The following is a 20,534-nucleotide window of genomic DNA, read 5'->3' as shown; positions in this document are numbered from 1 at the left end:
TCCGGATCAACCGGCTCACGGCCCGGACGGGTCGGTCAATACGATGGCCCGGTGAGCGATTCCCCCCGGTTACCGGCGCGATCGGTCGTCGTGGTGCTGTTCGTCGTCGCCGCGTGCGCGGTCCTGGCGGCCGGCGGGTTGACCGCCGTCGTCCTCGCGGACGACCGGCCGCGGCAGGCCGCGCCGGTGGCGGCCGGACGGGCCTCGCCCACCGCCCGTCCGGACACCACCCGCCCCGTCGGTCCGCCGTTGTGCCTGATCGGCTCGTGGCGCACGGTGGAGGAGCAGGTGATGGTCAAGTTCTACAACGGCGTGGACCCGCTCCCGATGGTCACCAGCGGGCGGGCGTACGAGTTCCGGCCGGACGGCACCGGGACCGAGCGGATGGACAACGTGGTGTTCCACGGCACGTACCAGGGCAACGCGCTGCGGCTCGTCGGCAACGGGTTCATCGAGTTCACCTGGACCGCGACCGACAAGGCCATCACCTACGTCAACCAGACCAAGACGCAGTTCACCTGGGCCTACTACGACCAGCGAGGTCTGGTGGAGACCCAGACGATCCCGTCGGAACAGGTGCGGCACCAAGTGGACGACTACGCCTGCCAGGGCACCCAGCTCGTGGAGAGCAACGCCGGCGGCTACCGGTCGGTGTGGGCGCGGACCACCGGGTTCGGGGTGTACGGCTGATGCGCGCGTGGTTCGTCGCGGCGGCGTTGCTGGCGTTCACGGCCGCTCCCGCCGCTCTTCCCGCTGCTCCGGTCGCCGCGGCCCAGCCGTCGAGCCCGGAGGAGTTGGCCGCGGCCATCGCCAGGCCGGCGATCGTGCTCATCACCGTGGAGTGGCACGGGTGGGTGCGGGACAAGCGCACCGGCGAGGTGTTCGGCGGCGCGAGCGGCTACGTCGTCAAGGCGACGTGCAGCGGCGCGGTGATCAGCCCGGACGGGCACGTGGCCACCGCCAGCCACTGCGTCCACACCGGACCGCAGGGTGGCGCGGGCGCGTTGTTCGACGCGGCGATCCAGGACCTGGCGGCGGCCGGCCGGGTCGTGGACCGGGCCACCGCCAAGGCGCAGTTGGCCGAGCACGCCGTCGCCGAGGGCGCGGACCCGGACCGCCCGGTCGACCGCGCGATCCAGGTCGAGCGGATGGAGGCCACCGGCGACGGCCCGATCCGGGACGTCGCGCCGGCCACCGTGGTCGACCTCGTCGCGCCGACCGAGGGTGACGTGGCGGTGCTGAAGGTGCCGCGCGACAACCTGCCGTCGTTGGCGATCCGGACCGACCAGACGGCGGTCGGCACGCCGATCCTGGCCATCGGCTACCCCGGTTCGGCGGGCGCGGCGGTCGACCCGAGCCTGGAGCCGAGCAACAAGAACGGCCAGGTGTCGGCTCGCCGGACGCAGAACGACCAGCCGTTCTACGAGTTCAGCGCGGCGGCCACGCAGGGCATGAGCGGTGGGCCGGTGGTCGACATGGACGGCCGGATCGTCGGCCTGGTGAGCCAGGGCTCGCCGGGGGAGACGCAGTCGTTCAACTTCGCCGCCGCGTCCTCGACGTTGCTGGACGTGCTGGCGGGCAAGGACGTGAAGGTCGAACCCGGCGCGCACGACCGCGACTACCGGGCCGCGCTGGACCGCTACTTCGCGGACGACTTCGACGGCGCGGTGGAGGGTTTCGACGACGTGCTGGCCGCCGCGCCCGGTCACCTGCAGGCGACGGAGTACCGGCGGCTCGCGGTCGACCGCGGTGGGTCGGCCGGTGCGGGTTCGTCGTTGCTGATCGGGTTCGCGGTGCTCTGCGGTGGTGTCGCGGTGGCCACGGCGACGGCGGGCACGGCGATCGCGCTGACCCGCAGGCGTCGGCTGTCGCCCTCTGGTCCGGTGCCGCTGGGTCCGGTGCCGCCGGTGGTGTCCGATGTGGACACCCCGCCGTTCGGCATCCCGGTGCAGGCCCCGGTCGTTCAGCCGACCGGTCAGCCGCCGACCGTTCCGCCGATCGCCGAGCCGTCGACGGTGGAGCCGATCGCCGAGTCGCCCACCGTCCGGTCGTCGGCCGCTCAGCCCGCCCATCAGCCCGCCGTTCAGCCCGCCGTCGAGCCGCCGGTGGACGGCGAGGCGGAGACCGCGAAGGTCGAGCGGCGCGACGAGGACGAGCCCACCACGCCGCGGTCCTGACCGCGGTCGTGGCGCCCCGGTCGCGGGCACGGCGTGGACACGTCCGGATCGGGTGCGGTGCTCCGCGGGCCGGGCGGTCAAGACGATGGCCCGGCGAGCGGTCATCCCCGGTAACCGGCGCGATCGGTCGTCGTGGTGCTGTTCGTCGTCGCCGCGTGCGCGGCCCTGGCGGCCGGCGGGTTGACCGCGTGGTGATGACCCGCACCACCGGCTTCGGCGTGCACGGGTCAAGCGGAGCGGCCGGTGCGTCCGGTGTGGACGCACCGACCGCGCCTCCCGCTGTCACCACTTGTTCTCGGCGTGCAGCCACAGCCCGACCGCGAGGCCGAGGGCGACGAGGGACATGGGCGAGAACCCGGCGCCACCCGAGATGAGCAGGCCGAACAGCAGGCTGAACCCGCTTGTCAGCACGTACAGCCGGGGACCCCACTTGCGGGTGAACCACGCGCCGATCAGCCCGATGACGGCGACCAGGCTCGCGAACGCCACGAAGACGACCAACTGCAACGAGTCGTCGCCCCAGTCCGCGCCGTGGTCCACCTCGTCCACCCAGCCCACGACGGCGACGACCAGCGTGAAGGCGTTCGCGAGGGTCATCAGCACCAGCAGCGCGATGATCCCGCCGCCCTTCCTGGCGCGCGGCTCGGCGTGGCGGGCGGTGGTCGGCGAGTCGGGGGAATCGTGCTGCACCATGGCGGCGGTCCTTTCCGGGTACGGCGCGACCCCGGTCGCCGCGGGCGGGACCGGTCGGGTGCCGTGAGGAGTGGGGCGACCCGTCGGCGCCCCTGACCGGTGACGTTACGGAGCCGGCGGGTGGCCGGGCGAGGACGGCGGGGGTGGAAGTTTCCGGTTCCTGGCCGACCGTTGCACCTCGGCGAGGTCGGCGGCGGTCACCAGGCGGACCTCGGCGGCGCGGCGGGCCACGGCGAACCTGGTGTTCTGCAGCCGGCCCGCGTGCGCCGCCAGGAACGGGTCGTCCGCCGCGCCGAACGCGATCGCCGAGATCGCCCGGATCGCGTCGTCCACCCGCTGCGGCCGGTGCAGGTTCCAGGTGTAGCCGTGCCACTCGCGGACCCGCTCGAAGATCTCCCGGTTCGACGGTGGCCGCGGGTAGTCGTCCGCGCCGACCAACCACGGTTCGCACAGCGCCAGCGCGACGAACCAGTCCCGCCCGCCCCGCACCAGCCCCGGACCGGTCCGGGTGTCGCCGCCGGCCGACCCGAACGCCGCCTCCGACGCCGCCGGCACGTGCTCCACGTCGATGGTGAGCTGCAGGTCGGCGAACCCGTCGCGGTCGCCGCGCCGGCCGAGCAGCAGCACCAGCTGGTTCTCGCCGACGTCCAGCAACGCCGTCGCCGACCGGGTCAGGATCACCCGCCGCGCGCCGCCCGGCGCGTCGAACAGGCTGGACAGCTGCGCCTCGCCCGCGCCGAGCCACGTCAACGACACCACGTCCGCGCCGACCGCCAGCTCGCCGACGAGCCGCGACACGTGCGGCGCGCAGTCCGGCAGCGCGACCACCACCCGCCCCGGCCTGGCCGGGCCGACGACGCCGTGCGGCGCACGTCCGAACAGCAGCGACTCGCCCGGCCCCAGCGCCACCGAGGCCAGGCCCGCGCCACGCACCACCACCCTCGGCACGGCGCTACTCCGGGCAGCCGGGCGGGTCGCCCCGGTCCGGCCCGAGCGCGCGCCACTCGTCCGCGAGCGAGTCGCGGTCGAGCGCACCGCACAGGACCTCGACCGCGCGGTCCGGCACGAGGTTCCACATGCGGACGGTGCCGTCGGCGGCCACCGACGCGACCTGCTCGCCGCTCGGGTGGAACGCCACGTCGTTCAGCTCGGCGCCGTGCCGGTCCAGCCGGGCAAGCTGACGCGCACCGTCCACGTCCCACAGGCGCACCACGGTGTCCTGGCTCGCGGTGGCCAGCGTCCGGCCGTCCGGGCTCCACGTCACCCGGCGCACCGGCGCGTCGTTGCCGGTGAGCACGCCGATCTCGACGCCGTCCTTGACCCGCCACAGCTTCACCAGCCGGTCACCGCCTCCCGTGGCCAGCACCGAGCCGTCCGGGCTGAACTCGGCGTCGATCGCGAGGTTGTCGTGGCCGGCCAGGATCGTCCACTGCGAGCCGGGGTCCACCAGGTCCCACAGCCCGATCCGGCCCGCCGCCAGCGTCACCGCCAGCGTGCGGCCGTCCGGGCTGAACGAGAGGCCGGTCGGGTGGTTGGGCTCGACCCCGTTGACCGGGGTGTTGCGCGGTTCCTGGTCCGTCGGACGGCGGTTCACCAGCTCGAGGTCGTCGGCGTCGAGCAGGAGCACTTCGTCGCGGTCGCCCTTCGACCCGGTCGGGTTGCGGCCCGCGACGGCGATCGTGCCGCCGTCCGGGCTGAACCTCACCGCGGTGAACTCCGTGCCGGGCCGGGAGAACCGGCGCGCCTCCGCGCCCGTCTCGGCCTTCCACACCACGAGCACGCCGTCCTCGCTCACGGTCGCCAGTTCGGAGCCGTCCGGGCTGAACGCCGCGTCGTAGGCGTCGTCACCGTGGCCCCGCAGCTCTCGCACCAGCCGCGCGTTCCGGTGGTCCCACAGCCGCACCACGCCGTTGCCGCTGGTGGTGGCGAGCAGCTCCCCGCCGGGCTGGAACGCGGCGCTGAGCACGGCGGAGTCGCCCGGCACCATCGTCGACCGCAGGTAGGACCAGACCGTGATCACGCCGGTGGAGTCGGAGCTGAGCAGGGTGCGGCCGTCGGCGGTCATGACCACGGCGAACGTGGTCACCGACCCGGCCGCGTACTGGGTCAGCAGGTCGCCGGTCGCCAGGTCCCACGAGTAGACGCTCGAGCCCACCGCGCCCGCCACCACGGCCGAGCCGGACGGCGTGAACGTGACCGAGCTCAACCCCACCTCGGGCGCGCTGAACGTCTGGCGCGTCGTCCACGTCGCGGTGTCCCACAACCGGACCGTCGCGTCCATCCCCGTGCTGGCCAGCAGGCCGCCGCCCGGCGCGAACGCCAGCGCGCTCACCTCGCCGGTGTGCCCGGTCAGCTTCGCGACCAGCGCGCCGTCGGCCGCCCGGTGCACCGCGACGTCGTTGCCGTCGGTCAACGCGACCAGCCCGGGGTCCGGCAGGAACACCATCCGGATCGACGGCTCCGCGGCGAACACCGCCCGTTCGGTGAACCCCGCCGTCTCCCACAGCACCACACCGCGATCGGTGTAGGCGACGAGCGTGCCGCCGTCCGGGGAGAGCGCCGCGTCCACCGCCCTGCCCGGCACGGTGAAGACCCTCTTGCGCGCCGGCACGTCCCACAGCTCGACCTTCGTGGTGCCCGGGTCGGCGGTGGCCAGCAGCCGACCGTCGGCGCTCATCGACACCGTCCGGTACCAGCCGCCCTTGTCGTCCAGCACGGCCAGCTCCCGGCGCGAGGGCACGTCCCACAGCCGCAGGGTGCCGTCCCGGCCGCCGGACGCCGCGACCTTCCCGTCGTCGCTGACCGCGAGCGCGTTGATCGCGCCGACGTGCCCGGTCATCCGGCCGCGGTAGGCGTCGGTGGTCGCGGACAGCAGCGCGCTGCGCCCCTCGACGGTCGGGCTGGCCCGCCACGCGCCGAACGCGGCCAACGCCGCCCGCCGCGGGTCCACCGTCCTGGCCAACGCCGACTCCGCCGCCAACTGCCGCGACAGGTTCTGCTGCCGCCCGGTGTCCGCCCGGTCCCGCTCGGCCTGCGCCGACTGCTGCAAGCGGGTCGCCACGACGACCGCCACCGACGCGACCACGAGCAGCAGGCTCAACGCCGCCACCAAGCCGCGCAACCGGTTCGTGCGCTTGCGCGCCGCCAGCTGCCCGGCGTGCTCGGCCGCCGTCGACCGGGTCAGGAAGTCCTGCTCCACCGGCTGCAACCGCACCCGGTCCCGCGCCGACTCCAGCCACGTGGTCAGCGACGCCAGCCGCACGCCCCGGTACAGGTCGTCGTCGTGCCGCCCGGACTCGACCCACGCCCGGACCGAGTCGGTGAACCGGCGGTGCTGCACGAGACCCGCGCGGTCCTCCTCGATCCAGTCCCGCAGCCTCGGCCACGCGGTGAACAACGCCTCGTGGCTCAGCCGCGCGCCCGAGCCGTCCACGGTCACCAGACGTGCCGCGATCAACCGGTCCAGCACGTGCCGCTGCGCGGCGAACTCCCGCGGGTCGACCCGCCGCCGGACCACCGCGCCGTCGTCGAGCACCGCGACCAGCCGCAGCAGGATCGCCCGCAACGCCTGCCGCCCCACCGGGTCCAGGGCCGAGTGGATCTCCTCGGCGGTGCGCGACACCGCGCCGTCGATGCCGCCCGCGCGGCGGTAGGCGGCCAGCGTCAGCACCGGCCCGTCGCGGTGCAGCCACGACTCGCGCAGCGCGTGCGCCAACCGGGGCAGCGCGCCGGGGTCGTAGCCGATCTCGCCGCGCACGCCGAGGTCGGCGATCATCCGCTCCGGCAGGCCCGGCTCCACCTCCACGCCGAAGTCCTTGGCGGGGCTGACGATCGCCTGCCGCAGCCCGGTCGCGTCCAGCGGGCCGAGCAGCACGGGCGCGGCCAGCGCGGGCCGCAGCGGCGCCAGCTCGATGCACCGGTCGACCAGGTCCGCCCGGACGGCCAGCACGACCAGCGCCGGGCGGGCCGCGGTCAAGGCGGCGGCGAACGCCAACCGGTCCGCCTCCGGCGCGTTGAACACCTCCTCGAACTGGTCGACCACGATCACCGGCCGCGTCGTGCCGGCGCACCACTCGCCGAACCGGCCGGGCGACTCCCGGATCAGCCGCGCCCACTGCGCCGCACCAGCAGCAGGGGCACCGACCGCCGGGCCGCCGGCCATGCCGACCGCCGCGCCGCTACCGGCGTCGACTGCCGTGCGCGCGGCCATGGCGGCGGCCAGGTTGCCGACCGGGTCCACCCCCGGCGTCAACACCACCTGGGGCCAGGTTTCGTCGCCGTCACCGGCCAGCGCGGGCAGCAAGCCGGCCTTGAGCACGGAGGACTTGCCCGCGCCCGACGCGCCGACCAGCACCACCGGCTCACCGCCGCGGACCTGCTCCGCCAGGCGGACCAGCAGTTCGGTGACGACGTGCGAGCGGCCGTGGAACAGGTCCGCGTCGGCCCGTTCGAACCCGCTCAGGCCCGGGTACGGGGTGGCCGGCGGCTGCGGGCGCGACGTGCGCGGCCTGCTGGTGGAGCGGAGGATCGCGCGCACCAGCCGGTCCTGGTCCTCGGCCGGGCCGGGCGACGTCGGCCGGGCGGCGTGCTCGGTGTCGCCGCCGAACGCCGCCGCCTCCGCCGCCGCGATCAGCGCCGTCGCCGACTCGAACCGCCGCGCCGGGTCCTTCGCCAGGCCGCGCAGCACCACGGCGTCCAGGGCGGGGCTGACGGTCGGGCTGAACACCGAGGGCGCGGGCGGGGGCTGCAACAGGTGGGCGGCGACCTTCGCGGCCGGATCGGCGGCCGGGTGCGGCAGGCGGCCGGTCAGGCACTCGAACAGCACGCACGCCAGGGAGTACTGGTCCGAGCGGCCGTCGACCGCGCCGCCGGACAGGCGTTCCGGCGCCATGTAGTCCCACGAGCCGATCAGGTCGCCCGACCGGGTCAGGGCGGTGGCGTCCGGCGAGGTCTCCCGGGCGATGCCGAAGTCGGCCAGGTAGGCGTGGTCGTCGGCGGTGATCAGGATGTTGGACGGCTTCACGTCCCGGTGGACCAGACCGCGCTCGTTGGCCGCGTCCACGGCGGCGGCGACCTGGCCGAGGACCTTCAGGGCCCGGACGGGGTCGACACCGCCCGCGCCCAACGCGCGCCGCAGGTCCGTGCCCTCGACCAGCATCATGTCGAGGAAGAGGTGGCCGTCGACCTCGCCGAAGTCGTTGACCGGGATGACGTTCGGGTGGCTGAGCGCGGCGGCGATGCGCGACTCGCGCTGGAACCGGGCCCGGTACTCGTGATCGGTCGCGGCGGCGGAGAGCCGCTTCAGCGCGACGACCCGGTCGTGGACGGTGTCGTAGGCGCGGTGCACCACACCCATGCCGCCCTGCCCGAGCAGTTCCCGGATCTCGTACCGCCCGAAGTCCGCTAATCCGGACCGCGCCCCCATAGCGCCCCCTCGTCTCGCCCGCCCAAGACCTTACTGGGCCGTGCCCGCGATTCCACCGGGCGAGCGCGGGTGGCGGCGCACCGCGGGCCGCGGACGGGTTGTGGAGGCCCGTCCGCGGCCCGCGGTGCTCCAGCGGATCCCGCCGGGTGAAGGGGTTGGCGCCGGCGGGATCCGGAGCTCGGCGCGCGCGGGTCGAGGGGTGGACCGGCGCGCGGCCGGGCGGCGTCCTGGCGGATCGGTCAGATGCCGCAGGACGAGGCCGACCAGAAGCGGCTGCTCCGGTGGTCGACGTGCGTGTGGTCGCCGTGACCCGGGTAGCCCGGGCCGAGGATGCCGTTGAACCCGTGGTTGCGGGCCTGCTGCGCCAAGCGGCACAGCGAGTGCGGACCCGCGCCCAGGTCCACCCCGTCGCCGTACAGGTGCCGCGAGTTGGACGCGCCACCGACCGCGTTGTTGCACGCGACGCTGCGGAACCCGCTGGTGACCCGGATCGCCTGGTCACCGAGCGCGTGCCGCATCGCCTGCAACTTCCACATCGACACCAGCGCGTTGGCCTTCGCCGTCGCGGCGGACACGGCGCCGCCCGACCAGGTGGAGTTGCAGTTGTTCAACTCCGCGTAGGAGAAGTTGATCGGCGTGCAGTCGTCGTCCTGCAGCGAGTAGATCCGCGAGTAGGTCGCGCTACCCGCCACCCCGTCCGCCGCCAGGCCGTAAGCCTGCTGGAAGCGCACGAGGGCCGACCGCGTCGCCGGGCCGAACTCGCCGTCGAGGCCGAGCACGGCGCCGTAGCCGGGGTAGCCGGACAGCCGGATCTGCAGCTGCCGCACGTCCTCGCCGGACGCGCCCTGGGACAGGGTTCGGTTCCACGTGTAGCAGCCGTCGGCTTGCGCCGTGCCACCACCCATCACGAGAACCACGGCGACGAGCGCTAGCGACGCCAGGTAGGACACTAGTCGGAGCACAGGGACCTCCAGACCGGGTTGGGGGACGGGTCTGGAGCCTGTCGGAGAGGTAAACTTGCGTCAATCTGTCCCCGATGTCTGAATATTTCACACCACGCGAACAGTTTGTGAACGACTGGTCACGCGGGCGCTCTCGCCGCTCGGTCCGGTCACCGTAGAACGTGACCAGGCGGTCGCGCGCCGACTCCGACCGTCCCACCGCCACCGTGCGCCGCAAGTGCCTTCGGGGCCGCGAAGCCGGCCGACCGCACACCGCCGCCTGCGGATCACCGGGGTCTCGCCTTCGGACCGGTGCGGGCAAGCGACCGGCTCTGCCCGCGTGAGCGCACGACCGGGGCGTGCGAGGGCGGCAAGGGCAGCGGCTGGGACTCCTGTTGTTGGCGCGGCACCCTGGCCAGCTCGACCGGGTCCGAGAACTGCGTGCGGGTCGGGCCGGGCTCGGATCGCACGGAGTCCGACCGCACCGGTTCGGCGCGCGCCGAGTTCGAGCGCGCGGCCTCGGCTCGGACCGCTTCCTGGAGCAGCGCGTTCTCGAGGCGCAACGCCTCGGAGCGCACGGCCTCGAACCGCATCGACTGCTCCGACCGCGTCCGCTTGGCCCGCTCCGGTCTGGCCCGGGGCGCTTCGAAGTGCACGGACCCGGTGCGTGGCGCCTCGAACCGGACCGATTCGGTGGGTGGCGCTTCGAAGCGCGCGTACTCGGTGCGTGGCGCTTGGAAATGCACCGAGTCCGTACGTGGTGCTTCGAACCGCACCGACTCCTCGTGCCGGGCCGGTGAGGCCATCGGTCCGGCCGCCGGCACCGGGTTCTCCTTCGGCGGCGCGGGCGGTGGCACGTTCTGCGACACGGTCGGGGCCGCGGCGTCCGGTGGCACGTGCTGCGGCGGGCGGCGGCGCGGCCCGCTCGCGGTCACCCGGTTCTGCCGCCACAGCTCGGTCGACAGCTTGATCATCGCCGTCGGGGCGTCCAACCCGACCATCCCGACCAGGCGCCCGTCGTTGACGAACCCGGTGATGGTCCGGTGGTCCTTCTGCGACCCCGCCAACGTCGTGGTGTCCGTGCCCATCGCGGGCAGGCCCGACCCCTGGATGCGCATCCCGTACTGCTCGGTCCAGAACCGGGGCACAGGGGTGAACGGCCGCGAATTGTCCCTGCCCGCCAACAGGTTCTCCGCGGCCGCCCGCCCCATTTCCACCGCGTTGAGCCAGTGCTCCACCCGACGCGGCTGCCCTCCGAACCGGAGGTTCGGCCACCGCGCGACATCACCCGCGGCCACGATGTCGGACCCGCCGACCACGTGGCACGTGGGGTCGCACAGCACGCCGTCCTCCAGCACCAGACCCGATCCGCGCAGCCAGGCGATCGACGGCGAGGCGCCCACCGCGATCACCACGACCGCGGCGAAGAACACCTGCCCGTCGGACAGGTGGATCGCCACCCCGCCCGCCTGGCGCACCCAGTGCCGGATCTTCACGCCCATCGCCATCCGGACACCGCGCACCCGGTGCGCCTCGGTGACCGTGTCGGCGATGTTCTTGCCGACCGCGCTGCCCAGCAGCGCGGACGACCGGCTCACGATGGCCACGTCCCGGCCCATCGTCTTCACCGACGCGGCCATCTCGCAGCCGATGAGGCCACCACCGATCACCACGACCAGCCCCTGCGTCGAGTTGATCGCCCGCTTGATCGCGATCGCGTCGTCCACGGTCCGCAGCACGTGGATGCGCGGGTCCTGGCGCGGCGCGCCCGCGAGGTGGCGCGGCTCGACGCCGGTCGCGATGATCAGCCCGTCGTACCCCAGCTCCTCGCCGCCGGGCAGGCCCACCACGCGCCGGTCCGGCTCCAGGTGGGTCGCCGCCGTGCCCAGCCGCCACACCGCGTTCAGCTCGCGGCTGATGGTCAGCCGCAGGTCGGAGGCGACCAGCTCGCCGTTGATGGCCTCCTTGGACAGCGCGGGCCGGTGGTAGGGCAGGTGCCGCTCCGCGCTCACGATGACGATCTCGCCGCGGAAGCCGAGCTCGCGCAACCGCTCGCCCGCGCGCAGACCGGCCAACCCGCCGCCCGCGATGACCACGCGTTCCTCGTTCTTCACCGCACACGCTCCCGCAGCTCGATCGCGCGCATCGGACAGGCGCGCGCGGCGGCCCGCGCCTTCGCGAACTGCTCGGGTGGTGGCCTGCGCTCGTAGCGCAGGCGCTCGTCGTCGACCAGCTGGAACAGCCCCGGCGCCTCGGCCTGGCAGATGCCGTAGCGGTGGCAGCGCTCGTTGTCGACGCTGATGTCCAACGCGCTGCCGCCCGCGCCGTCCGGCTCGGGCTCGAAACCGGGCTCCGGCTCCAGCATGCCCAGCTTCACCAGCCAGTCCGGCGGCAGGAAGCGGGCGATGGCGATGGTCGCCGTCGGCACCAGGATCGTGAGGCCGGCCAACCACAGCACGGCCAGGTTGCCGTTCGCGATCGCGCCGAACCAGGAGTGGACCACGGTCACGGCGACCGCGAGGTAGGCCAGCTGGTGCAGCCGCAGCCACTTGCGGTAGTAGATCTTCTTGCGCAGACCCGCGGTGATCGCGAGGGTCAGCATGATCTCCAGGCCGAGGATGCCGAGGGCGTGCCGGAGCAGGCCGCCGTCGTAGAACGGCACCAGGAGCTTCAAGTACGAGAAGGCGCCGAGCTGCAACAGGGTGAACGCGAACGCGTGCAGCGACCCGAACGTGAGGGCCATCGTCGCCAGCACCATGTGGCTGTTGCGCAACCCCTGTCTGCCGGAGATCTTGTTGGCCCAGCCCGTGGCGATCAGCACGCCCCAGCACAGGGTGGCGCACATGGTCGCGTAGGCCAGGCGGGCCGAGATCTGCGCCACGTGGCGCACTCCGGCGTCGTGGTCGCCGCCGGTCGCCTGGGCGATCAGCAGCGGAACCTGGGTGAGCACTGGTCTTTACCTCCGAGATGGCGGGAGAGACTCGCAGGCGGTGGGAGAGGTCCGACCCGCCCGGCCGGCCGCGCAGGAGTGGTCACGACCTGCCGGGCGGGTTCGAGGGTGTGGGAGTTTCTCCGCGGTGGGAGACGCGTTGTGGTGTCGGTCGGCCACCACCTCCTTTCACTTGACGGTGTTGCGCGGCCGGAGCAGGCGCAGGATCCCGATCGTCACGACCGCGCCCACCAGGCACATGAGGAGGACGGAGAGGGCACTCGGGCCGCCCGCCGGCAGCTGCGCCGCGGCCCGCACCGGGTCGGCGGTCACCGCGTTCCCGGGCGCGGCGCCGGCGGCCACGGGTTTGGACAGGCCCATGTCGGTGACCATGTTGGTGCTCTCCAACAAGGTCATGTGCTTGAGCACGATCTGGTTGCACACCTGGGCGAACTGCCGGATCGCCTCGTTGCGCGTGGTCGCCCGGACGGTGGCGATGGCCGGGAAGATCGAACCGTGCGCGGCGCGCAGCCGGTTGGCGAACGAGTCGTCGAACGCCGCGCCGGTGCGCGCGCGCATCTCCGCCATCCACGACTGCTGGTCGGCGTTGGCCTCGTCCGGCAGCGCGACGCCCATCTGGGACGCCAGCCGCACCACCCGCTCGTCGAGGAACGTGTGGTCGCTCGCCAGCTGCGCGCCGACCTCCTTGACCCGGGTGCTGGCCGCGCGGCTCTGCGCCTCCTCGCCCATGGGCATCTCCCACAGGCCGGCCAGTCGCACCTTGACCAGGAGTTCCTTGTCCTGCGCGGTGATCGGGCCCAGCGGCGTCTGCTCCACCGGTCCCGCGCCCGGCGGGTCGTCGGCGTGCGCGACACCGGGCAGCGCGGGCATCAACAGCAGGTGCAGGGCCAGCGCGACCGCCGCGAAACGCTTGGCTGACATGGGTTTCTCGTCCTAGTAGCCGTCGCCGGTGGACGGTTGGCCGGGCGCCGCGCCGTCGTTCGCCTGCGCCTTCTTGCCCTCGGGCGTCACCGCGAACCACGTGCCGCCCTTGCCCTGCCCGGTCAGGTCGCCCGCCTTCTTGTCACCCGCGTACCGGTACAGCGGCCAACCGGCCAGCGTGACCTGCTTCCTGCCGTCCGCGCGGGCCACCGAGCCGACCAGCGTCGGGTCGACGCCGGAGGTCATGGTGTGGTCGCTGACCAGCACCGGGGGCCAGTTCTTCAGGCACTCGGCGTCGCAAGTGGACTTCGACGGTTTCGCGGTGTCCTTGTCGTAGCGGTACAGCGCGAAGCCGCCCGCGTCCGCGACGAACCACCCGACCTGCTTCGACTCGGTCGCCGAGAGCATCTGGTGCGGCTCCTTGCCGAATTCCGGCTGTTGTTGGAGAGTCGTCGAACCGGATCCGGCGCCGTTCGCGGGGTTCTGGCTCGCCACGTTGTCGACACCGGTCGCGCCACAGGCGCTGACCAGCATCAACGCCGCGGCCGCCGGAACCAGCAGCAACGCCTTCCGGGAACGTCGACTTCGCATCGTTGGTCCTTTCTCCTGCCGGCGGGTCCGCCGAAAGGGCTAGCAGACCGGTGGACCGGTCCGAGCCTCTGAAGCGGATACCGTGGAGTACGGACACGATGCGATGACGGTTCACGAACAAATCGACGACTTTTTTTGTGGCTGAACCCTCGACGCGGAAGCCCTCGGCGCGCTTGGATGCTCGGCGTGGCGCGGCACAGACGCAGCACTTCCCCCCAGAGAGATCGCAGTTGGCCGGACTTGAGTCTGGAAGACGAGCTGATCCGCAGGCTCTACCAGGAGTTCGGCAGCGCGCTGCTCGGGCATGCCATGAGGTTGACCGGCAGCGACCGGCAGTGGGCAGAGGACATCGTCCAGGAGACGCTCGTGCGGGCGTGGCGCAACGCCGAGAAGCTGGAGCGGGACCCCGTCCTGCTGCGCTCCTGGCTGTTCACCGTCGCCCGGCGGCTGGTCATCGACGACCGTCGCAAGCGGAGCGTCCGACCGCAGGAGTCGGAGTTGACGCCGTCCGACGAGGCCCCGCAGCGGGACGAAGCGGACCGCACGCTGGCGGCCATAGTCGTAGCCGAAGCGATGAACGGACTGACGGAGGAACACCGGGAGGCTATTCTCGAGACCTACTTGAGAGATCGAACGGTCGGGGAAGCCGCGGCGGTGCTCGGGGTACCGCCCGGCACGGTGAAGTCCAGGGTGTACTACGCGCTTCGCGCCCTGCGACGTGCTTTGCAGGATCGGGGCTGAACAGGTGACTTCGCAGCCGTTCCACGTCGACGTGGCGGCGTACGTCCTCGGCGTCCTCGACGAGGACGAGGTCGACGCGTTCGAGAACCACCTCGCCCAATGCCGTCGATGTGCGCTCGACCTGCGCGATTTCGCCGAACTGCCCGATCTGCTCGACGAGGCCGACGCCAACGGCATGCTGCGCGCCAACGCGGGGGAGCGGCCCGACGGCCGTTCGGTGCGCGCGATGCTCGACTCGGTCTCGGAAACCAGGGCGCGCAAGCGCCGCAACGTCGCGCTGCTGGCCGCCGCCGCCGCGACGCTGCTCGTCGTGCTGACCGCGGTCGTGTCGGTGTACGTCGCCGCACCGTCCGACTCGGTCGCCACCTCCACCACGCCGTCGGTGCCGGAGCAGTCCAACGTGGCGAAGGGCGCCCCGGACGCGTCCGGCTCCATCACCCGCACCGACCCCGCGACCGGCGTGTTCGCCCGGCTCTCGGCCAGCCCCGAGCCGTGGGGCACGTCGGTGCAGGTCGAGGTGAAGGGCGCGAAGGGCCCCACCCGGTGCGAGCTGGTGGCGAAGTCGCGCACGGGCGAGGCGATGGTCCTCGGCTCCTGGCTGGTGACGACGACGGGTCCCGGCAAGGACCCGGTGACGTTGCAGGCCTCCGTCGGCATGCGCTGGCACGACATCGTGGAGTTCGTCGTGCGGGACACGAAGGAAGGCGCGACCCTGGTCCGCCTGCCGACCTCCTGACCCGCGAGGGTCCTACCTCCAAACCGCGAGAGTCCTACGTTCAGAACACCTGAGTTGAACGCTCGCGACACGCGCGGCGCACCACCCTTCGACCGGCTCCACCGGCACGGCGTTTAATCCCACCAGGGAGGCGGCGCCGTGCCGCCGTGCGAGGGAGGTCTCGGTGGAGGTCGGATTCGTCGGTCTCGGCATCATGGGGCAGCCGATGGCGCTCAACCTGGCCCGGTCCGGTCGGCCGCTCGTGGTGTGGAACCGCTCGCCGCACCGCGCGGAACCGCTGCGGGACGCGGGCGCGCGGGTCGTGGCGACACCGGGCGAGGTCTTCGCCGCCGCCGGGACCGTGATCCTCATGCTCTCCGGCGAGGACGCGATGGACGTCGTCCTCGACCGCGGCACGGACCGGTTCGCCGAGCACGTCGCCGGCCGCACGATCGTGCACATGGGCACGACCTCGCCCGGTTACTCGCACGCCCTCGGCGCCGACGTCCGCGCCGCCGGCGGCGACTACGTCGAAGCGCCCGTCTCCGGCTCGCGCGGCCCGGCCGAGGCCGGTGAGCTCGTCGCCATGCTCGCCGGCGACCAGGACGCGGTGGCACGGGTCCGCGACGTGGTCGCGCCGATGTGCGTGGAGGTCGTGTCCTGCGGACCGACTCCCAACGCCCTGCTGATGAAGCTGGCCGTGAACCTGTTCCTGATCACCATGACCACCGGCCTGGTCGAGGCGTTCCACTTCGCCGAACGGCACGAGCTCGACCTCGGCACGCTCGTCGAGGTGCTGGACAAGGGCCCGATGGCCAGCAAGGTGTCCCGCGCGAAGGCCACCAAGCTGCTCGCCGACGACTTCGAGGCGCAGGCCGCCGCCGCCGACGTCTTCACCAACACCCGGCTGATCACCGCCGCCGCCCGCGCCGCCGGGGTCGCCTCGCCGCTGATGGACGAGTGCCTGACCCTGATGGGCCGCACGGTGGAACTGGGGCACGGCAAGCAGGACGTGGCCGCCGTCGTGCACGCCTTGCGGGAACGCTCAGATTCGGCGCAAGCCTGAGAGGACGCGTTCCATCAACTCCAGCGAAGGCCGTCCCGCGGCGTCGACCGCCTGATCCTCGTGCACGTTGATCAGGCTCATGTCGGACATGTCCGCCAACAACACCCGGACCACGCCGAGCGGCAATCGCAAAGTCGCCGCGACTTCCGCGACGGAATGCGGATTGCGGCACAGGTCGCTGATGATGCGGTGTTCCGCGGTCGACGTGAGAGCGTCTCTCGCCGCTCTTTCGTTCGTCGTCACGATGGTCTCGATGGCCAGCGTCGTCGCGGAGCGCGTCCGCCCGCCGGTTCTGGTGTAGGGACGCACCCGGAGGGTCGACACACCAGCTCCTCAAAGCCGTCGAAGTGATCATGGTCGTGCGGGGGTCAGGGTCGCCGACGCCGCTAGACCCTACGAGCGATCACCGCTCCTGTCTCTGTTTTCCCGGCATGTGGGAGGGATTGCGCGTCGTCGCGACGGTCCGTGCCCGGTCGCTTCCAGGGGGTGTCCGACGCTGTGCAAGGCCTGTGCACAGGCATCGGATGATCGGACTTCTTCACCGTCCGTTCGCCGGCCGTTCGGCTCCGGATCGCCTGGGACTGGTCGTCCCAGGCGTCCGCCGGGGGTCTACCCGATGGGTGTGGGATTCGCGATCACGCTTACCTCGCAGAACACGTTGCGGGTTTCGAGTGTCCTGGCGATGAGCTCACCACCGAGCGGCTTGTGGCCGAAACCGAAGGTAGTGACGGGTGGAGCGCTCTCACAACGGTTGTTGACCAAGGTTTGATGTTGGGCTTTCCCGCACGGGCCGGGGGATTGCCCCGACCGGGATTCCCGGGTCATTCCCGACGCGCCGCGACCCGCCCGCCGGCCACATTTGCCAGGAGTGGACGGCGAGCGCCGTCCCGGGGCGAAGGGGTGGGACCCTGGCCTTCGAGGGCCGTTTGGCGCAACCCCTCCACCCGGGTTACGTCGAGAACGTTGTGACACACCTGCAGCCGGCCGGCAGTTGCGAGGCGTCGACATCGATTGCACATCCAGGCAGGGGTGCGAACCCCCGAAGGGGCAGGTGGTGAACCCGGTTGTTCCGAGGTTGTTCCGAGTAGCGTCGATCGGCGTCCCCTCAGCGATGGTGGGAACGCGCAGAGTCTCGTACCAGTACCAGTACCTGGACATCGACGATCTTTGCGCCTCCCGGGCGTTCTCGCCTGCCCGGGGCGGAGTTCTGCCGTTGGTGCGTCGCCGTCTGAAGGCAGGGGGTCGTGGCTGCTGTGGTGCATCCGGAGCCAGAGCTTGAGTCGGCCTGGTCGTCTTCTTTCGACGGATCGGAGATCTGATGCGCGTCGCCCTCCTCACGACGACTCAGCATGGTCACCTGAACCCGTACGTCCCGGTGGTCAACGCGCTCCGGGCTGCCGGCAGTGAGGTTGCGCTGCTGCTGTTGTCCGCGGACGGTGGCGTGCTCGACGAGCAGCGTCGACAGGCCCTGGGCGAGGCGCAGGTCCACGCGATCGGGCAGGTCGAGATGGCGCCGTGGAGCGGTGACCCGGCGAAGATCGGACCGATGCTCCGGTCGTCGCCGGTGGCGGACCAGACGGCTGACGTGCTCCGTGCGACGGCTCCGGACTTCGTGCTCGTCGACTCGCTGCCGGTCACGGCGTCGGCCATGGTCGGCGCACAGGCGTCCGGCGTGCCGTACGGGATGATCTGGGCCAACCTGGGTGGGGTGTGCCCGAGCGAGCACCGACGAGGTCGCTGGCCGTACGACGAGCAGGTCGGTGACTACCTGACCGGGCACGGGGTGTTGTGGTCGACCCGGACCCACTCGGCGCGTTCGCCGATCCTCAACTTGATGCCGACGATTCCTGCTCTCGTCGGGGACGACGCGGTCACCGACGACGGTGTGCAGCTGGTCGGGTTGCCGGGTGCGGCGGGACCCCGCGGCGACGAGGTCGTCTTCTCCGGCCTGGATCGGATCGACCCCGCCCGCCCGGTGGTGTACGTCTCCTTCGGCACGATCTTCTACCGACGGCCGGACCTGCTGCGCACGGTGATCACCGGGGCGGCGGCGACCGGTGCACAGGTGATCGCCGCGGTAGGGGATCTCGCCGAGGAGCTCGCGCTGCCCGACGACGTGCTCACCGCACCGTACCTGCCGCAACGTGAGGTGCTCGAGCGCGCCGACGTGTTCATCACCCACGGCGGGTACAACTCCGTGGCGGAGTCGATCCGGGCGGGGACACCGATGCTGGTGATCCCGCTGGCCGTGGATCAGCCCGTCCAGGCGTACTTCGTGGCCAACGCGGGCTTTGGGACGGCGCTGGAGCCGGCCGGCGTCACCGAGCAGGCGGTCGCTGACGCCGTCACCGATCTGCTCGATCCCGCTCGGGACTACCAGGCCCGGTTGCGCGCTGCGCAGCCGGAGTGCGGCGATTCTGCCGTGCGCACGGCAGAGCTGGTCATCAGCACGGTCGAGACGTTGCAGTGAAAGGGGGAGCAGTGACGATCGAACCCCAGCGGCCGGTGGGCGACCCGATCGTGATCGATGATCTCGAGCGCCTCTCGTTCCGGGTGGACCGCCGCGCCTACACCGATGACGACCTGGCCGCACTGGAGATGACCAGGATCTTCGATCGCTGCTGGTTGTACGTCGGGCACGAATCGGAGGTGCCCGAGCCGGGCTCCTACGTGGCACGCGACGTCGGCGGGCGCCCGGTGGTCATGGCGCGCGGGTCCGACGGGGCGATCCGGGTGTTCGCGAACAGCTGCACCCACCGCGGGGCCCTGATCTGCTCGCAGCCGGCCGGGCAGGCCAGGTCGTTCCGGTGCCCGTACCACGACTGGACGTTCTCCAACCAGGGCGACCTGGTCGGGGTCCCGATCCCGGACGGGTACGGGCCGGGCTTCCGGAAGGCGGACTTCGGCCTGGCGCGGCACCGCAGTGACAGTTACCGCGGTTTCGTGTTCGCCACCTTCGATCCGGAGCAGCCGCGCACCTTGACCGAGTACCTGGCGGGTGCGACGGAGTACCTCGACCTGATCGACGACCAGTCCGAGGTCGGGATGGAGGTGATCCAAGGTGCGCAACTCCACGGCGCTCGGGCCAACTGGAAGCTCATGATGGAGAACAGCGTCGACATCTACCACTTCCGGGCCCTGCACAAGCGTTACGTCAGCTACATGGAGTCGCTGGGGACGGTGCCACCACGACGACGAGGCGGCTTCGGCTGCGCCCTCGGACTGGGGCACGGAGCCAACGAGCTGCCACCGGCGGCAGCCCGCCCGCTCGCCTACTGGACGCCGATGTTCGGCGCCGAGGTCCGGCCGCGGATCGAGGCGACGGCCGCGCGGTTCGTCGACCGGTTCGGCGCCGAACGCGCCGAACGGATCACCGGCACCAATCGTGCCGTGCTGATCTTCCCCAACTTGATGATCATCGACGCGATCGCGATCACGATCCGCAAGATCGACCCGGTCGGCGCCGGCCAGATGGCCATCACCTCGGTCGCCCTGGCCCCCAAGGACGAGGACCCGGACATCCGGGAACTCCGCAAGAGCCACTACCTGACGTTCCTCGGCCCCGCCGGCTTCGCCACCCCCGACGACATCGAGATCGTCGAGTCGTGCCAGCGGGGTTATCTCAACCGCACGGTCCGCTACTCGGACCTGTCACGCGGTATGAACAAGGAGGTCCCGGAGACGACCGACGAGCTTCCCGCCCGCGAGTTCTGGCGGCAGTGGGACCGGCTGATGCACGGCGACGACGGTCACCTCGAGGTCGCCCACCGGGCCGAGATGCAAGGGGCGGAACCACGATGACCACCGAGCTGATGGTCGACGAAGCGGCCCGGGTGCGGTTGTGGCACCGGGTCAGCCAGTTCCTCTTCCGCGAGGCGCGCTTGCTCGACGAGTGGCGCCTGCTCGAGTGGTACGACGAGATGCTGACCGACGACATCCGCTACTCGGTGCCGGCCACCGACGTCCGCGGCGGGACGGCCGATGCGCTCGGGCTCATCGACGACGATGCCGCCCGGTTGCGCCAGCGGATCGAACAACTCCTCAACGGTGAGGTGTGGTGCGAGAACCCCCGGTCGCGCACGAATCGGATGATCGGCAACGTGGAGATCCTGACCGATCGGGGCACGCACCTCGACGTGGCGGCGAACGTCGTCGTGCACCGGTTCGGGCACGGGCGCTCTGACGCATACGTCGGAAAGTACCGGTTCGAGCTCGTCGTCGAGGGCGAGTCGTTCCGGGTCCGGAGACGGGTCGTGGTGCTCGACCACGAGACGTTGTACGAGCACGGGAAGCTCAGCATCATCCTGTGATCGG

General features: G+C 72.0%; 17 protein-coding genes. 8 read left to right on the top strand and 9 right to left on the bottom strand.

Annotation, left to right across the window (positions count from 1 at the left end; genetic code table 11):
• The first annotated feature begins 51 nt into the window (after positions 1–51).
• Both AB0H12_RS00460 and AB0H12_RS00455 read left to right on the top strand, forming a co-directional pair.
• Positions 52–690 (top strand): hypothetical protein, encoded by a 639-nt coding sequence (locus AB0H12_RS00460; RefSeq protein WP_499619705.1) that lies wholly within the window; start codon positions 52–54, stop codon positions 688–690.
• A complete protein-coding gene (locus tag AB0H12_RS00455) occupies positions 690–2,177 on the top strand; it encodes a trypsin-like peptidase domain-containing protein (protein WP_499619703.1) in 1,488 nt (495 codons plus the stop codon). The genes AB0H12_RS00460 and AB0H12_RS00455 overlap by 1 nt, the downstream gene beginning before the upstream one ends.
• A 282-nt stretch (positions 2,178–2,459) precedes the next feature.
• Here the strand turns inward: AB0H12_RS00455 and AB0H12_RS00450 are convergent, their stop codons facing one another.
• From AB0H12_RS00450 to AB0H12_RS00415, 8 genes are all read right to left on the bottom strand, one after another.
• Entirely contained in the window at positions 2,460–2,870 is a 411-nt protein-coding gene (locus tag AB0H12_RS00450; protein WP_499619701.1) for a hypothetical protein, read from the bottom strand.
• A 105-nt stretch (positions 2,871–2,975) separates the two neighbouring features.
• Positions 2,976–3,818 (bottom strand): hypothetical protein, encoded by an 843-nt coding sequence (locus AB0H12_RS00445; protein ID WP_499619700.1) that lies wholly within the window; start codon positions 3,816–3,818, stop codon positions 2,976–2,978.
• A gap of 4 nt (positions 3,819–3,822) precedes the next feature.
• A complete protein-coding gene (locus tag AB0H12_RS00440) occupies positions 3,823–8,295 on the bottom strand; it encodes an nSTAND1 domain-containing NTPase (RefSeq protein ID WP_499619699.1) in 4,473 nt (1,490 codons plus the stop codon).
• Between the two features lie 239 nt (positions 8,296–8,534).
• Positions 8,535–9,200, bottom strand: a complete 666-nt coding sequence (locus tag AB0H12_RS00435; protein ID WP_499620766.1) for a D-Ala-D-Ala carboxypeptidase family metallohydrolase — start codon at positions 9,198–9,200, stop codon at positions 8,535–8,537.
• Positions 9,201–9,523: 323 nt separating this feature from the next.
• A complete protein-coding gene (locus tag AB0H12_RS00430) occupies positions 9,524–11,350 on the bottom strand; it encodes an NAD(P)/FAD-dependent oxidoreductase (protein WP_499619697.1) in 1,827 nt (608 codons plus the stop codon).
• A complete protein-coding gene (locus AB0H12_RS00425; RefSeq protein WP_499619695.1) occupies positions 11,347–12,186 on the bottom strand; it encodes a ferredoxin in 840 nt (279 codons plus the stop codon). Before AB0H12_RS00425 ends, AB0H12_RS00430 begins: the two co-directional genes overlap by 4 nt.
• A gap of 168 nt (positions 12,187–12,354) precedes the next feature.
• Positions 12,355–13,107, bottom strand: coding sequence for a DUF4142 domain-containing protein (locus AB0H12_RS00420; RefSeq protein ID WP_230570913.1), 753 nt, complete (start codon positions 13,105–13,107; stop codon positions 12,355–12,357).
• A gap of 12 nt (positions 13,108–13,119) precedes the next feature.
• Positions 13,120–13,698 (bottom strand): hypothetical protein, encoded by a 579-nt coding sequence (locus tag AB0H12_RS00415; protein WP_499619694.1) that lies wholly within the window; start codon positions 13,696–13,698, stop codon positions 13,120–13,122.
• Between the two features lie 177 nt (positions 13,699–13,875).
• On the opposite strand from AB0H12_RS00415, the gene AB0H12_RS00410 reads away from it, so the two are divergent.
• The 3 genes from AB0H12_RS00410 (at position 13,876) to AB0H12_RS00400 (ending at position 16,220) form a co-directional block, all read left to right on the top strand.
• Positions 13,876–14,439 carry a sigma-70 family RNA polymerase sigma factor gene (locus tag AB0H12_RS00410; protein ID WP_230570911.1) on the top strand — a complete coding sequence of 188 codons (564 nt, stop codon included), beginning with the start codon at positions 13,876–13,878 and terminating at the stop codon, positions 14,437–14,439.
• A gap of 4 nt (positions 14,440–14,443) precedes the next feature.
• Positions 14,444–15,175 (top strand): anti-sigma factor family protein, encoded by a 732-nt coding sequence (locus AB0H12_RS00405; protein WP_499619693.1) that lies wholly within the window; start codon positions 14,444–14,446, stop codon positions 15,173–15,175.
• A gap of 163 nt (positions 15,176–15,338) precedes the next feature.
• Positions 15,339–16,220: an NAD(P)-dependent oxidoreductase gene (locus tag AB0H12_RS00400; protein WP_499619692.1), complete on the top strand. Its 882-nt coding sequence runs from the start codon at positions 15,339–15,341 to the stop codon at positions 16,218–16,220.
• Here the strand turns inward: AB0H12_RS00400 and AB0H12_RS00395 are convergent.
• Positions 16,200–16,544, bottom strand: a complete 345-nt coding sequence (locus AB0H12_RS00395; RefSeq protein ID WP_230570908.1) for a DUF742 domain-containing protein — start codon at positions 16,542–16,544, stop codon at positions 16,200–16,202. The genes AB0H12_RS00400 and AB0H12_RS00395 overlap by 21 nt on opposite strands.
• Positions 16,545–17,538: 994 nt before the next feature.
• Here AB0H12_RS00395 and AB0H12_RS00390 point away from each other — a divergent pair.
• The 3 genes from AB0H12_RS00390 to AB0H12_RS00380 are packed head-to-tail and all read left to right on the top strand — an operon-like array spanning position 17,539 to position 20,530.
• Complete coding sequence (locus tag AB0H12_RS00390; protein ID WP_499619690.1) at positions 17,539–18,690, top strand: glycosyltransferase; 1,152 nt, start codon at positions 17,539–17,541, stop codon at positions 18,688–18,690.
• An 11-nt stretch (positions 18,691–18,701) separates the two neighbouring features.
• Positions 18,702–20,021, top strand: coding sequence for an aromatic ring-hydroxylating oxygenase subunit alpha (locus tag AB0H12_RS00385; protein WP_499619689.1), 1,320 nt, complete (start codon positions 18,702–18,704; stop codon positions 20,019–20,021).
• Complete coding sequence (locus AB0H12_RS00380) at positions 20,018–20,530, top strand: aromatic-ring-hydroxylating dioxygenase subunit beta (RefSeq protein WP_499619687.1); 513 nt, start codon at positions 20,018–20,020, stop codon at positions 20,528–20,530. Before AB0H12_RS00385 ends, AB0H12_RS00380 begins: the two co-directional genes overlap by 4 nt.
• The last annotated feature ends 4 nt before the right edge of the window (positions 20,531–20,534 follow it).

The sequence above is a fragment of the Actinosynnema sp. NPDC023794 genome (assembly GCF_040639675.1).
Lineage (GTDB): Bacteria > Actinomycetota > Actinomycetes > Mycobacteriales > Pseudonocardiaceae > Actinosynnema > Actinosynnema luteola.
Note: the sequence above shows the minus strand (reverse complement) of the source record. Positions and strands in the feature narration are given on the sequence as shown.

What these genes read in the sequence shown, in the direction of transcription:
- AB0H12_RS00390 (WP_499619690.1), top strand. Translation starts at nt 17,539, where the DNA reads ATGCGCGTCGCCCTCCTCACGACGACTCAGCATGGTCACCTGAACCCG.
- AB0H12_RS00440 (WP_499619699.1), bottom strand. Translation starts at nt 8,295, where the DNA reads ATGGGGGCGCGGTCCGGATTAGCGGACTTCGGGCGGTACGAGATCCGG.
- AB0H12_RS00415 (WP_499619694.1), bottom strand. Translation starts at nt 13,698, where the DNA reads ATGCGAAGTCGACGTTCCCGGAAGGCGTTGCTGCTGGTTCCGGCGGCC.
- AB0H12_RS00450 (WP_499619701.1), bottom strand. Translation starts at nt 2,870, where the DNA reads ATGGTGCAGCACGATTCCCCCGACTCGCCGACCACCGCCCGCCACGCC.
- AB0H12_RS00410 (WP_230570911.1), top strand. Translation starts at nt 13,876, where the DNA reads ATGCTCGGCGTGGCGCGGCACAGACGCAGCACTTCCCCCCAGAGAGAT.
- AB0H12_RS00435 (WP_499620766.1), bottom strand. Translation starts at nt 9,200, where the DNA reads ATGGGTGGTGGCACGGCGCAAGCCGACGGCTGCTACACGTGGAACCGA.
- AB0H12_RS00420 (WP_230570913.1), bottom strand. Translation starts at nt 13,107, where the DNA reads ATGTCAGCCAAGCGTTTCGCGGCGGTCGCGCTGGCCCTGCACCTGCTG.
- AB0H12_RS00380 (WP_499619687.1), top strand. Translation starts at nt 20,018, where the DNA reads ATGACCACCGAGCTGATGGTCGACGAAGCGGCCCGGGTGCGGTTGTGG.
- AB0H12_RS00455 (WP_499619703.1), top strand. Translation starts at nt 690, where the DNA reads ATGCGCGCGTGGTTCGTCGCGGCGGCGTTGCTGGCGTTCACGGCCGCT.